The organism is Coleofasciculus sp. (assembly GCF_046539235.1).
Classification (GTDB): Bacteria; Cyanobacteriota; Cyanobacteriia; order Cyanobacteriales; family Coleofasciculaceae; genus Coleofasciculus.
This window is the reverse complement of sequence record NZ_JBKHHI010000122.1, coordinates 1-16,242: the sequence shown is the minus strand read 5'-3', so window position 1 is coordinate 16,242 and position 16,242 is coordinate 1. Positions and strand designations below refer to the sequence as shown.

Below are 16,242 nucleotides of genomic sequence, written 5' to 3'. Positions count from 1 at the left end.
TGGATGAGGGCGCGATCGCATGTCTTGTTCTGTGGCATTTTTATCCCAAATTCGGGTTAGGCATCCCGTTATCACCTAGTCCGCGCCGGCGGACTTGGTTTGTGTAGCCGCGATTTCAATCGCCATGGTAAAGGGTGGGGGAGGGCGGGTTTTGTACAACAGTTATCGGTTATATGTCAAAGGTTAGTCCCTAAATCCGCCCCTACCGAATGTTACAGGGTAAGGTGTTAAAGCCCACAAGGACTATCGCTACCATTATTCTCCATGGGCGCTACCGTATGACTCAAACGCATGAAGAAGGATTGAGGCGTGTCTTCCACATCAGACACCACACCATGTAAACGCCGCACCAATGCCATAATTTTATTCCCATACTCCGGATCAGGACTCCAGCGCCGACTCAACTCATACACCGAAGGCGCACTCCCGCGTAAGACGAACTGGAACCGAGGACTGACAATGGGCGGATGTTCAATCGGTGCAGTCGTTCCATAGGCTTTGAGATGCTGAATGTGGGCTTTCACACCTGTGCGGATATCGGGGAAAAATGCACCCGCCGGATCACTATTGGCTGTCCCTAAACCGCCAAAATTATTCTGTTCCGGTTGTAATAAACCGCCAAAGCGTAAAAAGTTGGTCACGAGACACATCTGACAAAAGGCAATGTCGTGATTGACATCTTCTTTTTCCGCCTCTTCAATGTAAATGGTATGGATGTCGGGGAACTGGTCAAGCGCTTTTTCATTATTACTGGTGAGAAAGGCTTTTAAATCCGCTTCTGTGGCATTGCCAAACCAGATAATCTTGTCCGATTCATCCAAATCCGTTTGAGTCGCTGTATTCAGTAATACCGTTCTGGTATCACTATCCCAGCCGACAGAGATATTAAAAGGCTGGAGATCAACCGCTTTTACATACACGACATTGCCATAACTGAGTTGGCGAATATCCGATTCCACGGTCAGATTGACCCCCAAGTTTTCCACCAGATCCGCCGGAATATAGGAATTCCCATTGACAAGAAGCCCTTTTTCGTCATGGTCGTAGTTTTGAATTTTGATATTAATCAGGCGGAAATGGGGTGAAGTTTGATCCGATTTTGCCGTTTGACCACTCCATTGCAGCAAGCCATCAGCTAAACCTTGAGCAAAGCGATCGCGGTTTTCTTGAAGTAAGGTTAAGTCTTCGGGATTGTCGAGAAAACAGATATTGAAGATAATAGATGATGCCGCGACTTCACGACAAAACGGAAGCTGATTTTTGGCACTCAAGGTATCCGGTTTAACACCACGAGAGAGGGGTTTTCCTGGTAAACGCAGTTCGGGGACTTTCTCCAAGAATGCCTCTAAGACCAACTTAGCATCGTCTTTGCGGTCTTCGTTTCCATCAATATAATAGGCTTCAGTACCCCGAACTGAACCATTAAAGGCATTACCACCCAGTTCTATCGCCACATCCCCAGGCAGAACGCGATCGTTGATCCATTTGATTGTACCGCCCAGATCCAGGTCATCGGGTACCGTCAGGAAATTAACCCCTCGTGACTGGAGTTCCTGCACCAGGGCGTTACGGGTAAGAATCATTTCCTGGGCTTCCGTCGTCCCTAAAGCAACAACGCCGGGATCTTTCAGGTCATGACCCGCAGAAACCAAGATGCGCCCGACAGCCTTGGCTGGTGGAGGCGTGGGTTTAGTGGGTTTGGGTTCGGGTTCGGGTTCTGGAGTGGGTTTGGGTTCAGGTTCGGGCGGTGAGATAACCACTGGTGCGCCGAAAAATCCCAGTTGCACGAGAGTGGCAGGTCCCACCACACCATCAGTAATTAGGTTCCTTGCCTTTTGAAACAGCTTTACTGCTGCTTGAGTTCCTGGTCCAAACACGCCATCTACCCCAACATCAATTTTGGCATCTGCTAACGCTTGCTGGATTTTGCGGACATCTTTACCATGCATGTAGGGACTTGTCAACTTAATGATTTCAAAGCCCTGCCAGACTTCCCCAAAACCGCCGATAATACTCCGATTCAGTCGCCGTTCAGTCGCAGGTCCATAGCCCCCATCTTCGGCAATTCTATCCTGGGGATTGTATCGATTCCAAACCCGTTGGAACGCCCGTACCGCTAGGCTACGAATATCACGTCCGCCGCGAATATAGTCGAAGTGAGGATAATCTCTCGGACCCAACCATCGCCAGCCATGTCGTTCTAGAAAGGGACGCCAGCCATCGGTATCTTGGATATCTATCGCTAAACCACTTTGGTGGTTACTACGAGGCGGACGGGCGGCGAGTTGAATCCCACAGCGACGACCTCCCCGATAGTGATTGTAGAGGATAAGCTGTTGGGCAATAGTACGATACCCCGAATTGATGACTAGGGGAATGCCGCGATCGCGAATTGCCCGCCCCAGGGCGGCTTTAGCCGCAGGCTGGAGGAAGGGCCACACGGCTTTTCCCAGACGCACATTCAAGTCTTCAAAACTGACCAGGGTGTCAGGTGTGATAAAGTTCATCTCATCAATCACCTGCTGATCCAGTCCTCGCACGACATGAGTGGAACAAGAACGCACATTAAACAGAACTTCGGTAGAACCTGGGGGAGACACTGGGGGTAGCAAGACGGTTTCGCCGTCCCAAATCTGAATATGGTCAGTGAAGGCGTACCATGTATTCTTGTTGTTAAATCGGTCTGTGGCAAAAGCCACCCGGATATGGTGGGGTTCTCCGTCCTTAGGGTCCCAACTGTGCAGTACTAACTCTGTCCCTTGGGTCAGACTATAAAGGTCTTCCGGGTTAGAGATTTGACTGCTATCGACAGGCTGCTGTTTGAGGAGGGTATCTTCAAAAATTTTAAGGGTTAAAGCCATTTGCTGTTCATTTAAAATAATTTAGAGCAATTTTAGTTATTTTAGTATAGTGCGTTGTGGGATTTCTTGTTCAAGAGAGGTTAGGATAGATTCCATCAAAATCAATGGGTCAACTCTTAAGATTTGATTAAGAAATAGCCTCGAAACCTGCGATCGCGCTATACCAAATCTGGGTTATCTAAGGAATCAGACCCAATTAAAGTTGACGGTTTGAGATGGGAGAACAGGGAACAGTAAGGACTTAACGATTGTTAACATTTCTGAGTGCAGCGGACAGAATTTATGTCCAGGTAATGATGCCCCGTCGCCAAAATCTCAAAGGGTTACTTATGATTCACAAACCATCTCCCCATAGCAAATATCCGCTAACTAACCAAACTCGGTTAGTTTTTTTAAATAATATTATCAATAATCCTAACATTATCGTTGGTGACTACACCTATTACGATGATTTCGAGAATCCAGAAAATTTTGAACGAAATGTTTTATATCACTTTGATTTTGTCGGAGATAAGCTAATCATCGGAAAATTTTGCGCGATTGCTTCAGATGTCAAGTTTATTATGAATGGGGGAAATCATCGCACCGATTGGTTGACCAATTATCCCTTTCCAATTTTTGGTTCCGGATGGGAAGTCGCCATGCCTGATAGCTGGCCCCACAAAGGGGATACAGTGATTGGGAATGATGTCTGGATAGGTTATGGAGCAACAATTATGCCTGGTGTTCATGTCGGGGATGGGGCAATTATCGCCACAGCATCAGTTGTAACTCGCCATGTCGAACCTTATACGATTGTAGGTGGAAATCCGGCACAAGAAATCCGCAAGCGTTTTGACGATAACGTTATCAATGAACTGTTAGAGATTCAATGGTGGAACTGGGATATTGAGAAGATTACTCGTAATCTGAAAGCCATTTGTGGTTCAAATATACAGGCGTTACGTGAAGCGGTATGACTAAGGTTTAGGGGAGTTAGAACCCCTGCTGCTGCAAGATAGGGGGATTCTGATCGAGTGCGATCGCGGGCAATATTCTCCTGCTAAGTAATAAAAGATCAATATTACGCTGTCAGTTATTGATCCAAAACTGGGTGTGACACCCCTCACCCCTCAAGGCGATTATAAGAGTAGTAGATGTACCTTTAGGACGCTTAGAGAGAGTTACATGAGAGAGTGGCTCTCTTCTTTCTTTTAAGATTTCAGGGGGAATCCCCTCATGTAAATTCATGCAACAATTCTTTGACCAAAGTGTAAGGGTTAAAGAATTTTTTAGTTTATTCAACAGAGGCGGGGCGACATTTTGATGTTTATCTTCTCCTTGATCATGGAGAGTTAACCAACCCCAAGTATCGATAAACAGCTTAGGTTTCAGGCAGGTCAATATCAATATTTTTAGCTAACCTCCCGTGAGAAAATGCTCCAATAAATTATGACATCGGATCGGATGTATAAACCGATGTTTTTTTATATTCAGTTGACCATCAATGTGGAGCTGAAGACAGCACTGACTCCGCACGAGTAAACGATGTTAAAGCAGTATCCGCCAAATACTACTACTATAGAAACAAAGAGTTAAGCTGAAAGTATTACCAAGGAGGGCTGAATGAATGATCAGGAGTTGGCAACTCTGCTAAATGATCTGGAATCGGATCGGGTGGAACGTAAGGCTTCGATAGCTGACCGAAATATCATTCGTCAGGCTATTTGTGCTTTTGCCAATGATCTACCCAACCACCAACAACCTGGAGTTCTGTTTATTGGCGTTAATAATGACGGAACTTGTGCCAATTTACCAATTACTGACCAACTCCTACTCACTCTCTCGGATATCCGATCAGATGGAAATATTCTGCCATTTCCGGATATGATTGTTCAAAAACGAACAATTATTGGATGTGAATTAGTAGTTGTAATTGTAGAACCATCTGATGCTCCACCTGTGCGCTTCAACGGACGGGTTTGGGTAAGAGTTGGTCCGCGCCGAGCAACAGCTACACAACAAGAAGAGCGTCGTTTAGCTGAAAAAAGACGGGCAAAGGATTTACCTTTTGATATTCTACCTCTACCATCGGCTAGCTTAGATGACCTAGATTTAGACTTATTTCGTCGCGTTTATTTGCCTTCATCTTTAGCCATTGACATCCTCGAAGAAAATGAACGATCTACTGAACAACAACTCACCTCAATGCGCTTTGCTACAGTTGAACCCCAGCCAAAACCAACAGTATTGGCTGTCTTAGTCGTTGGTAGTGATCCACGACAATTTATTCCGGGTGCCTATATTCAATTTTTGCGGATTGAGGGCAGTGAATTAACAGATCCTATTAAAGATCAGAAGGAAATTGACGGTTCACTTCCTGATTTACTCCAACTACTTGACGCAACCCTTCAAGCTCATATTTCCGTAGCAACCGATATCACCGCTCAGCCCATTGAAATGCGACAGCCTGATTATCCCATTGTGGCGCTACAACAACTCGCAAGAAATGCCGTGATGCACCGCACTTATGAAGGAACATACGCGCCCGTTCGGATTACCTGGTTTAATGATCGTATCGAGATCCAAAATCCTGGTGGTCCTTTTGGTCAAGTGAATAAGCAAAACTTTGGTCAGCCCGGTATAACCGATTACCGCAATCCTCACTTAGCCGAAGCGATGAAAAATTTAGGCTATGTGCAGCGATTTGGAGTCGGAATTCAATTGGCACGCAAAGAACTGCAAAAAAACGGTAATCCACCTCCAGAATTTGTCGTCGAAGACGCCCATCTGCTAGTCACAATTAAGAAAAAACTATGAACACAACAATTATTGCATTTTTTAATAACAAAGGCGGTGTGGGTAAAACATCATTAGTTTATCACTTAGCCTGGATGTATAAAGATATGGGGCTGCGAGTTGTTGCTGCCGATCTTGATCCTCAAGCTAACCTGACGGCTGCATTTCTGGACGAGGAGCGATTGGAAGAAATTTGGTTAGGCAAGGATGCTCATACAGTTTTTGATTGTATACAACCGCTATTAAAAGGAACGGGTGATATTGATAATCCCTACCTGGAATTCATTGAAGAAGATCAGTTATCGCTTTTTGGAGGAGACTTAGGGCTTTTGGTTGGAGATTTATATCTTTCTGGTTTTGAAGATGAGCTTTCAGCACAGTGGCCCAATTGTTTAGGTGGAGGGGGTCAAGAACGAGCGTTTCGGGTTATGTCTGCCTTCTGGAGAATTATGCAAAACGCTGCTTTAGCTCATAACGCTGATGTTATATTACTGGATCTTGGTCCTAATTTGGGAGCAATTAATCGGGCGGCGCTAATTTCAGCTGACTATGTAGTTGTTCCTCTGTCACCGGATTTGTTTTCGTTGCAAGGGTTACGGAATCTGGGTCCAACCTTGCGAACATGGCGCCAAGAATGGCAAGAGAGACTAGCTAAAACAAGTTCTCTAGGAAAGAAGGGTTTAGCCACAGATTTACAGCTTCCTCAAGGCAAAATGCAGCCGATTGGATACGTTGTTTTACAACATTCAGCCCGATTAGATCGTCCCGTGAAGGCGTATAACCGTTGGATTGCTCGTATCCCAACGGTTTATCACGAAGATGTATTAGATCAACCCCTGAAGAATACAATTTCTGTCGCCGATGATTCCCATTGTTTAGCCTTGCTAAAAAACTATCAGAGTTTGATGCCCATGGCTCAGGAAGCCCGTAAGCCCATCTTTCATCTCAAACCGGCTGACGGGGCGATTGGCGCTCATACTTATGCGGTGAGGAATGTCTACCGAGAGTTTGAAAAATTGGCTCGCGCGATCGCCCAACGAACAGGAGTAAAACAGTTGTCAACACCCACCGCGCCTTTATAGTGGCATAGCGTACCGAATTGGATGGATGATATTGTAAAGACTCACACTCCGTGCGCCCAGAAACTCCGTACAATTTCTTCTCTACAATTAAATCAGGGCGGGTTTTGTTGTTCAGTTATTGGTGACAAGCTAACTTGAATCCCTAAACCCGCCCCTACAATTTAATCTCTTGTAGAGACAATTCATGAATTGCCCCTACAGGTAGCGCCTACACCGTCAAGAAAACCTTATTCATAATCCAGTTGCGGATCAACCTTAAACGTCCCCACAGACGCCTGTAACTCTCGCGCCACTTCCACCGTTTTCCGCAGTGAATTCGACACTTTCGTTGAGGAATCTGAGGTTTGGGCTGAAACCATAGCAATCTCGTACATCAAACTACTCACAGCTTGAGCCGTTTGCGTCTGAGACACCGTAGCCGTAGAAATTAACTGCACCAATTGGTCAATCTGATAGGATACCTCTAACATTTGACCCAAACTATTCTTGGCATCATCCACCAACTGTGTCCCTTCTACCACCTGCTTAGTGCTTTGTTCCATCGCCTCAACCACCATCGCGGTTTCTCGTTGAATACTCTCAACAATTTCCTCAATTTCTTGAGTCGCCGCCGCTGATTTTGCCGCCAATTCTCCCACTTCTTCGGCAACAACGGCAAAGCCTTGACCCTCTTCACCAGCCCGTGCTGCCTCAATCCCGGCATTAATGGCAAGTAAGTTGGTTTGTAGGGCGATTTTCTCAATGATAGATACCACCTTGGCAATCTGTTGCGACGACTCACCCAAGCGCTTCACTTTTTTCGCTGTCTCACCAATCGTACCCCGCAAATTTAAGATATTCTCTACCGTTAAATCCATCGCCGCTTGACCCATTTGTGCCGTATTGGATGCCGTACCCGCAACAACTGCCGCTTGGCGAGCATTCTCTGCCACTTCTTCAATCGACTGGGTCATTTGTTCGACAGAATTTAAAATTTGAGTCGTTTCTTCTGCCTGTTTCAGTGCCGCTTCTGCCAGTTGCTGAATCGCTTGTTCGTCTTCACCAACCGCCATATTCACTTGAATCGCTGACTTTTGTACCCGCGTTACAATTTGCCGCAAGTTCTCCACAATTGAGTTGAAAAAGTCAGCAACGGTGCCAATTTCACCAATGTTGACCTCTGCCCGTACCGTTAAGTCTCCTCGGGCTGCTCCTTCCACATCATTGAGCAGTTCAACTAATTGCATTTGAATCGCTTCTTTTTGTTGACGTTGCTCCTCTGCCAGACTTTCAGCTTTTTGACGGGATTGCTCAATTTGGGCTAAGAAATCTAAACGATCTAAGGCTGAACCGAGTTGAATTGCCACCTGTTTAAAGAAGGTCATTTCTGATTCTTGCCATGCCCGGGTACTGGAACATTGATGGGTGACTAATAAGCCGTGAAGATCTCCATACGCCAAAATTGGCGCGACTAAATTGGCTTTGACCTTAAAGGGTTCCAATTGACCCAAGTAACACTGACTCAAACCTGCCTTTTGAATATCTTCAATCGCCTTGACCCGCCCCTGCTTATATTTCTCGACATATTGCTCGGCAAAACAGGGGTCAGCAATATTCGCGCCCAAGGCTTTGGGAAAGCCTTGGGCCACCGATTCAGCCATGATCGTGCCTTTCCAGTTTTCGTCAAATAGATAAACGATCGCGCGATCGGTTTTCATGGTTTTGCGAATTCCTGTAATCGCGGCATTATAAATTTCTTCTACGGTCACGGATTCCCGAATACTGGATGTAATTTCATTCAGTTGTTGCGCCCGTTCGGTTTCCGCTTCTTTTTCGACCAAGAAGTTCACCCGGTCTAAGGACAAACCGACTTGAATGGCTAATTTCTTGAGGAACTCAATTTCTGACGGCTGCCAATTATGGGGAGCATTACAGTGATGGGCAATAAGTAACCCAAATAACTGCTCATCTTTGAGAATGGGTGTGACCAAATTGGCTTTAATTTGTAACCGTTCCATTAACTGGAGGTGATCCGGATGAAATCCTGCTTCAAAAACATTATTGGTGGGTACGACTCGTCCTTGTTTGTAGGCTTCGATCAGAGCATCGCCAATACAAGCGTCTTCAATTTTATCCCCCAAGGCACGAGTCCAAGCGGGAGCGACGGCTTCATTGGAAATGTATCCCCGCCAGTCGGGTTGGAACCGATAGATCACTACCCGATCAACGCCCAGAATTTGCAACGCCCCTTGAACAGCCGCCTGGAAGACTTCCTCTAAATCTCGTTCAGTCCGAGCGCGGGAAATGGCGATGTTGGCAAATAATTCTGCCTGTTGTGTTTCTGCCGATTGCTGATATAATAATCCCTTAACACTGGTGACCAGATTATTAAACGCTTGTGCCAAGAGGCGGGTTTCCGTCGGACCGGATGGTTCAGCGTGAACATTGAGATCCCCTGCAATCATTTGTTCCGCCGTGCCAACCAATTGTTTTAAGGGCATTGCCAAGCGACGGGCTAAAAATAACAGGATTGCGGCGATCGCACCGCCTAAGAGCAGAAACGCTAAGGAAAAGGTCAGCACTGCTTGAGATCCAGTGCTGCGGAGGTCGCTCAGTTCCATAGAAACTGCAATCACCCAGTTGGTTTTGGGAACGGTGACCAGCAGATAACGGCGACCCGCGTATTCAAAGTTAGCCCTGTTGAGGGAATCGCCAACCTGAGACGGGACTGACTCTATGGTTAAATCCTTGAGTGGCAAATTACTCGCTACTGATTCCGCCTGAGAATTCTGAGACTGTAGGCTATCGAGCAACATTTTGGCGCCTTGCGCGATCGCATCACCGCCCACAACCGTCTGTTGACCTTCTCCGTCCTGAATCCCGACGTTATGAATGACAGTGACATTACCCTCTTGGTTCAGGGCTAAAAGTTGTACGATTTGAGAATCAACTAAGTGTAAATCTGAGAGCAAATTATTCAGCACCGTACCGAACGCTGTGGCGGGTAAAACCCCTTTTACCACACCCAGAAATTCACCTGAGTTCGGATCAGTAATCGCTTGGCTCAGTTCAATTCCAAAGGTATTTGCCGATTGATCAAATGTCGGTTCGATTAACCGACCCTCACCTGTTTTCGTTGCTTGCCACCATTGTTCATCCCGTTGCACAAAGTCCGAGGTTGGGCGACTATATGCGACGTTGAACCCGTGTTTATCGGTAAAAAATAACTCCGAAAATTCGCTAACTTCTGCTGTTTTTTGAAGATAACTATTCAGGGATGGATTGGGTTGGACAATTTTAGTTGTGGCGAAGGTTTGTTCAAGCTGCTCAATCGGAATTGTCGGCAGCCCTTCAGTTTGAGCCACTGTTGCCGTATTCTTAGCCGCATTAATGACTAACGGATTATGCGCCACAATTGCGGGAATTTTTTCGGCTTCGGCTAACAATTCAGTGACCAGATCACTGGTTAATAATGCTTCATTTTGTAATAACTGCTCAGTTTGTTCTTGGCTGCGCCCCGAAATAATTCCAGATGTCACCAATCCCGCTAATCCCAAGGGAACCAGTACAGCAGGTAAAATGGTTTGCAATAACTGAATCCGCAGGGGAGTACTGTTCTGGGATAATAACCGATTGTAGCTCGGAAGAGTACGCCCCAGGAAAGAAGGCTGTTTCTTCGGCTCTGGAGGCGTCATTCCTGGGGGGAGAACGGATTCAAGAGGGAGTTGGCTGTTAGGATAATTCGTTGCACTATTTTGATACCCTCTATTCAAAGTGTCTTCATGGGATTGAGAGTTATAAGTATTAAGTGGATCAAATTTAGTAGCCATGAAATGATGTCCTTGAAATGAGAGTCTTGGTTGATTCTTGATTGTCATACTCGCTTTTTGATCAGCAAGCTACGTTAAAGAATTCTGGCATTGGCGCGGGGCGGTTTGAGTAACATCATGGTCAAAAAAGAATAGGGTAGAAAATTGCCCCTACTCAACAGAAATCAAATTTATAACTCAACTAAAAATGGTAGAAGATGCGGGTAAAAGTATCCTAAGTGGTCTTTCTGTGCCAACCAAATTGCTATCAATTGTCCAATACCCTATATCAGCTTTACATCATTAGAGAACTCGATCTAAATCTAAAATTTACAATCCAAAACGGTATCAGAGGAATTCTGGCGTTACAAAACACGACAGACACTTATCCTCAGGGGTTGTCCAAAAACAAACTCGCATTTTTGGCTAGATTCCTAATTCACCAATAGCAAATGACATAAGACATAAGACAAATGACATAAGACGATATTGGATTAAAGCACTCGTCTACAAGCCACACTAGCCGCCTTGACACCCTCACCAGAGGTAATTAAAGCGCCGATGGGACCGCCAACCGCTTCCCCGGCGATCGCCATTTCAATCGCCACCGCCAACGTACAAACATCTAAATCCGCTTCTGATGCAGGTTGCGCTTCTGGATGGTTATCTTTCCAGGCTTGGGCTAAAGGAACGGCAAGTTCTGCTAATTGATTTTCGAGGTTAAATTGCTGTACTTCATCAGAAGATACAGGTTCAGAGGTTGAGGGATTGAGATTACGTAATTGGTTGTCGGATTTGAATGAACTCATAGTGCTAGTACCTAAAAAAACACCACATTCAGGAATAGTGGGATTGAAGCGAAAACGATAGATTTACCCTGGTGGTGTCCAACCTTGAGGAGAACAGAAGCAAAAGAGGCGAGCGATCGCAGACCCTAGGCTTTCATTCCCAGATACGGTTGAATCTGTAAGACAGTCGTATAACTTGTAATACGCTTTTCTCATCATAGGTCAACTACACGAACATCAGCAACAAAGTCTTGGAGGTTTTATCGAGTCTTCATAAACGGGGGACTCCGAGTGCGGGGTGCAGGGGATAGAAGGGAAACAGGAAACAAGGTGGGGGAGTTAACTCAAAACTCTCTCACTTAGTCGGGGCGGGTTTAGTCACATCGGGGTGGCAAAACACGATAATCGTGAAAGTGAACCCCGACTTCCCCAATCACTCAAACAGAACCGTAACCTCACTGGATTGGGTAAAGTAATTCCAAATCGCGATCGCTAAATCATTCTCATATTCCAGCTTTTCAATACCCTGACAATTCTGGCAATCCCCTATGCATGATGACGCTTGACCATCTAATGCCCCCTCAGGAATTGCCAAACAAATGTTTACAACCGGGATCTCTTGTCCCTCACCTAAGCCGTTGTAGGTGCTGAACGTCACTGCTGCAACATAGTCCATATTGATGATCAAATCGGCGAGTCGGATGAATGCCAAGATAAACTCCTCGCACAGATAATTCAATAACTGTTTTGTCAAAAAAAACCCTACATAAAAAGGTTAAGTCATACACCCAATTGGCGTAGTCAAGGTTAAACTCTTCAATTTGGTGTCGTAGATGCGCTGACTTGCAACGGAATAGATTAGATAGCTACCCTAGCTTGAGTTTTTCTCAAACAGAGGGTTTCTTCTCTATGCCATTGCGATGACCCTGAAAACGTACTTAACCGTAATATAGCGTAAAACACGTAATACACTAATAGCATGATAGTCAATCTGCACGCTGATCAGCAAGAGTCAGGGATTAGGGACTGGCGATTGAGGATTGGCGATTGGAAAAATTCTCCATCACCTGTCTCATCTTCCCCATCTCCCCCGTTCCCCGTTTCCCGTTCCCCGTTCCCCGTTCCCCGTTCCCACAGTTCAGGCTAACCAGGCTGCCAAATTTTGACTTGACCAGTTAGACTGCGACTAACCATCGTTTCTCCATCAGCACTCATTGCCACAGCAGCGACACCCTCTGGATGTCCTTCAAGGGTATTGACTAATTCACCAGTTTCCAGATTCCAAATAGTCAGCGCTGGGTCACCACTACCTGCAATCAGAGTTTGTCCATCTGGGCTGATGGTGACAGAGTAAACCGGTTTTTCAAACTGGGAAAGGGTACGAACTAATTCCCCAGTTTCCCGATGCCAAATTTTGACAGTTTTGTCCGCACTACCACTGACAAGTGTCTGCCCATCTGGACTCACTGCAATTGAATAGACCCATCCAGTGTGTCCCGTCAACTTACTCAGCAATTCCCCAGTTTTCAGATCCCATAATCTCACCGTTTTATCCCGACTAGCACTCGCAAGAAGCCAAGCCGATTGTTGGGGTACGCCTCTATTCTCCTGAGAATCTTGGCGGTTGAGGAGGCTAGGTGTGTTATCTGTTATGGCAACATAGACCAGAGCAGAAATTGTTGGCAAAAGCTTAAACCAGCGAGCATGTCCCGATAGGACACTCGTCTGCTCGCCAGTTCGTACATCCCATAACTCAATTTGCCCTCTATTACCTCCCAAGGCTAAGATTTGACTATCGGGACTAATATCGACTGAAGCACTAACAAACTTTGTGTTTAACTGGCGAATTGGGCGACCTGTGGGTAAATGCCAAATTAGAGTCGTAGCACCACTACTCGTGCGATCTAGATCACCATTAATAATCAGCATCTGATTATCGTGGCTAATGACGAGTCGTGCCAACGTAACATCAAACTTAGAACGTAATGTTTTAGTCTTCAAATCCCATAATTCTACGAGATGATGTTGATGACCCGTAAGAGCTAATTTTTTTCCATCAGGACTTAGCGCGGTCGAACAATTAAATAAACTCGGAAATGGAGTCCTAGGAAATTGAATAGATTCTGAGTCTATGGTGTGAATATGAAGCCAATTTATCGGTGATAGTTTTAAGCCAGTTACACTTGCTTCTGGTGAATGAGTCGGTTTGCTGACGATTACTTGTTCCGGTTCAGCCTTCAAATCTGCAAGAACAGCAGCAGCGGATTGATAGCGCTCAAATGTCCCTCTCTGCAACATCTTGTCAAGGATGTTACTCAATTCGCGATCGACAGAATTATGCAAATAATCTTGCCAAACCCAACAGTCTTGTGCGAAGGAATAGAGATCGAAAGGGTCTACTTGGGTCAACAGATAAATACAAGTGACACCAAGACTATAGAGGTCACTATAAAAAACCGCTTTGCCTACGGCTTGTTCAGGGGCGACATACCTAGCACTACCAATTACAGTTCCGGTTTGGGTAAGAGCCGTTTCTGCCACCAATTTGGCAGCACCAAAATCCACTAAGACCAGTTGCTGATCAGTCTGACGACGAATAATATTTTCCGGTTTAATATCTCGGTGGATGATTCGATGAGCGTGGATAAAGTCTAGAACAGGCAGTAAGTTTTCGAGCAATTGTCGAATCTTTGTAGCGTCGAAACTGCCTTCCTCACTCACCTCTTCAGCTAAATTACGTCCATCGATAAACTCCTGGATCAGGTATTGGCTACTTTTCTGCTCGATATAGGCTAGTCGTTTAGGAATTTGTGGATGTTTACCGAGTGTTTCGAGTTGTCTTGCTTCCGAGCGAAATAACTCAGCCGCCCTCTCTCGATAATTGAACGCGGAGGCACCCGGAAAAAACTGTTTGATCACGCAACGTGGCTTAGTGGGCAAGAACTCATCCACGGCGAGAAAAGTTCTACCAAAACCCCCCTGACCAATTAGTTTAAGCGCAAAGTAGCGGTTATCTAATAACAGCTCTGAGCCACAATTTTGACAAATCTCTGCATCGATAGGATTTTGGGGATTCTGACAGTTAAAATTGAGGCAATATCGCATGGGAAATGGCTAAAATAGCATAGCTGGTAAAGCTCTGTAACTCTTTACAGGATTGCAATTTATAGTTATTGTTATTACTGTGGTTGCATTCTTTCGAGTTGCTCTTGTGTCCTGTGCAACTATGAGAATTTCCAGAAATAGCCAAATTTTATCTGCTCTTTGAACTTTTTTCGCAACACCATTGACTACCCGGTCCGACAGCCAATACATTGCCATCAGGCATAAATAGCATCCAATCTTCAGCACCCTCTTCCTCCGGATCTGACGGATCTGAATAGAGGGAAAATGTTCGCAAGGCTAATTGATTATCAAAAGTGAAAAGGGTATCCCAAAGGGGGGGAATGAATTTCACACTTTTTAAATTCATCCCCTCTATTTTTTGCAATTCTAAGGCTATCTTTGAGCGCGAATCTTCACAAGCGACTAGCACTTCAAGATTCTGTTCTAAACGCCAAGCACACAGATAAATCCATAGATGCCACTCTCCACGAGTATATTCTGATTGCTTAACTAAATTACCATGCTTTCGCTTGACTGGATTACGGTACTCTACAACTTGCTTGACTGGATTGCCAAACTCTAGAGTAATAAAACTACCATGTCCTAAGGAAACACCCCAGGCTTTATGTCCCAATAACGGTAATATTTTAGTCTCAATTAAATTTCTTTCAGTTGGATTAATAGACATTGCTTTTTTTTATAGTTCTTCAATTTAAAAATTATCAACACTGTTCATGCTGCTGGTATAGTCCCTATAGAGTAGTTTTCATTTGGATGAGAGACGTTGAATATCTATAATACAATAGCTTTAACATTTTTGGGATACTTTAATTAAACGATAAACGCTATCGTGTCTAGGGTAAATTAATCATCGTCCCAGTCAACAAGATCATCTATTTGCTCTTGTGCATCAGTATCACCAAACATTTCTATCCCTATTGCGACTATCTGCCAAAAACCATACCATTGTCCACTAATTTCCTGATGCAGCAATTGTTTTTCATCTCTATCAAGTCTTCTACCAATTCGGCGTTCTATTTCTATAACAGCATCCTTAAACTGTTTATTTTGAGCTTCATTATTTCCGGGAGTGTTACCGCGTCTAGCTTCCAATACATTACGGATAACACCTTCTATAACTCCCCTCGCTCTTTCAAGGATATTACCAGCGACTACTCCCGCCTGACTGACTGCATTAATAATCTGATCGGTAATTTCACTAACTGTATCAGTTGCCCAATCAATAGCAATTGTCGCAATCTCTATCGATGCCCCACTAATATCCTCCCAATAAATGATAGTTCCAGCCGCACCTACAGAAGCAAGTACAATAGAGCCTAGTTTGTAAGCTCCTATTCCTATAGGGATGACTACTGCTGGTGCAACAGCTATTAGCTGAGACTCGTCCTGTAGTTTGGGTATACCAAACTCAACCGAGTCACTATTAGTATTAGCCCCTTTGAATAATGTCTGAAGCACATTATTCAACATCTCATCCCGTGACTTTGCCATCACGCTACGGTTCTCCTTGGCAGGTGACGCTACGTCCTCTGGGCGAGACTGCACCACATTTACTCCGCCTTTTGCCTCTTTCTTGGTTGCCCGTTGCGCCATAGGCAAACTAGATTTTGGGATCTTATGCTGCTGGTACATCATTGGCTTCGACTTGAACTCAGATTAATCTCCTCAAAACCACCGCTGATGTCATGAGACATTCTTTATTTTAGGGTGGAATGAGAATTTGCCGACTGCTGAAATTTTCGGCTTTAGCGATCGCACTCTGGTTGGTTGTGGGTTTCCTTTGGCTTTGGCGCATCATCGCCCAACGTTATGGTCAATT

At 45.0% G+C, this 16,242-nt stretch carries 10 protein-coding genes; 3 read left to right on the top strand and 7 right to left on the bottom strand.

The features are described from left to right. Window positions 1–227: 227 nt before the first annotated feature. Window positions 228–2,861 carry a hormogonium tapered terminus morphoprotein TftA gene (tftA, locus tag ACLFWI_RS13210; protein ID WP_446413319.1) on the bottom strand — a complete coding sequence of 878 codons (2,634 nt, stop codon included), beginning with the start codon at window positions 2,859–2,861 and terminating at the stop codon, window positions 228–230. Between the two features lie 329 nt (window positions 2,862–3,190). Between tftA and ACLFWI_RS13205 the strand changes: the two genes are divergently transcribed. From ACLFWI_RS13205 to ACLFWI_RS13195, 3 genes are all read left to right on the top strand, one after another. After that, window positions 3,191–3,820, top strand: a complete 630-nt coding sequence (locus ACLFWI_RS13205; protein WP_446413318.1) for a CatB-related O-acetyltransferase — start codon at window positions 3,191–3,193, stop codon at window positions 3,818–3,820. Between the two features lie 646 nt (window positions 3,821–4,466). Continuing rightward, complete coding sequence (locus ACLFWI_RS13200) at window positions 4,467–5,660, top strand: ATP-binding protein (protein WP_446413317.1); 1,194 nt, start codon at window positions 4,467–4,469, stop codon at window positions 5,658–5,660. Further along, window positions 5,657–6,721, top strand: a complete 1,065-nt coding sequence (locus tag ACLFWI_RS13195; RefSeq protein WP_446413316.1) for a ParA family protein — start codon at window positions 5,657–5,659, stop codon at window positions 6,719–6,721. The genes ACLFWI_RS13200 and ACLFWI_RS13195 overlap by 4 nt, the downstream gene beginning before the upstream one ends. Before the next feature lie 227 nt (window positions 6,722–6,948). On the opposite strand, the gene ACLFWI_RS13190 is transcribed toward ACLFWI_RS13195, so the two are convergent. From ACLFWI_RS13190 to ACLFWI_RS13165, 6 genes are all read right to left on the bottom strand, one after another. Next, on the bottom strand, window positions 6,949–10,530 hold the full coding sequence (locus tag ACLFWI_RS13190) for a GAF domain-containing protein (protein WP_446413315.1): 3,582 nt from the start codon (window positions 10,528–10,530) through the stop codon (window positions 6,949–6,951). Window positions 10,531–11,003: 473 nt separating this feature from the next. Beyond that, window positions 11,004–11,318, bottom strand: a complete 315-nt coding sequence (locus ACLFWI_RS13185) for a hypothetical protein (protein ID WP_446413314.1) — start codon at window positions 11,316–11,318, stop codon at window positions 11,004–11,006. A gap of 412 nt (window positions 11,319–11,730) precedes the next feature. Beyond that, complete coding sequence (locus ACLFWI_RS13180; RefSeq protein ID WP_446409368.1) at window positions 11,731–12,051, bottom strand: hypothetical protein; 321 nt, start codon at window positions 12,049–12,051, stop codon at window positions 11,731–11,733. A gap of 389 nt (window positions 12,052–12,440) precedes the next feature. Next, window positions 12,441–14,402, bottom strand: coding sequence for a protein kinase domain-containing protein (locus ACLFWI_RS13175; protein WP_446413313.1), 1,962 nt, complete (start codon window positions 14,400–14,402; stop codon window positions 12,441–12,443). A gap of 148 nt (window positions 14,403–14,550) precedes the next feature. Then, window positions 14,551–15,090 carry a hypothetical protein gene (locus tag ACLFWI_RS13170; protein ID WP_446409370.1) on the bottom strand — a complete coding sequence of 180 codons (540 nt, stop codon included), beginning with the start codon at window positions 15,088–15,090 and terminating at the stop codon, window positions 14,551–14,553. 176 nt (window positions 15,091–15,266) lie between these two features. Beyond that, on the bottom strand, window positions 15,267–16,058 hold the full coding sequence (locus tag ACLFWI_RS13165) for a hypothetical protein (RefSeq protein ID WP_446413312.1): 792 nt from the start codon (window positions 16,056–16,058) through the stop codon (window positions 15,267–15,269). Window positions 16,059–16,242: the final 184 nt, after the last annotated feature.

Coding starts and splice junctions, on each gene's coding strand:
- tftA (WP_446413319.1), bottom strand. CDS start 2,861: ATGGCTTTAACCCTTAAAATTTTTGAAGATACCCTCCTCAAACAGCAG.
- ACLFWI_RS13205 (WP_446413318.1), top strand. CDS start 3,191: ATGATTCACAAACCATCTCCCCATAGCAAATATCCGCTAACTAACCAA.
- ACLFWI_RS13200 (WP_446413317.1), top strand. CDS start 4,467: ATGAATGATCAGGAGTTGGCAACTCTGCTAAATGATCTGGAATCGGAT.
- ACLFWI_RS13195 (WP_446413316.1), top strand. CDS start 5,657: ATGAACACAACAATTATTGCATTTTTTAATAACAAAGGCGGTGTGGGT.
- ACLFWI_RS13190 (WP_446413315.1), bottom strand. CDS start 10,530: ATGGCTACTAAATTTGATCCACTTAATACTTATAACTCTCAATCCCAT.
- ACLFWI_RS13185 (WP_446413314.1), bottom strand. CDS start 11,318: ATGAGTTCATTCAAATCCGACAACCAATTACGTAATCTCAATCCCTCA.
- ACLFWI_RS13175 (WP_446413313.1), bottom strand. CDS start 14,402: ATGCGATATTGCCTCAATTTTAACTGTCAGAATCCCCAAAATCCTATC.
- ACLFWI_RS13170 (WP_446409370.1), bottom strand. CDS start 15,090: ATGTCTATTAATCCAACTGAAAGAAATTTAATTGAGACTAAAATATTA.
- ACLFWI_RS13165 (WP_446413312.1), bottom strand. CDS start 16,058: ATGATGTACCAGCAGCATAAGATCCCAAAATCTAGTTTGCCTATGGCG.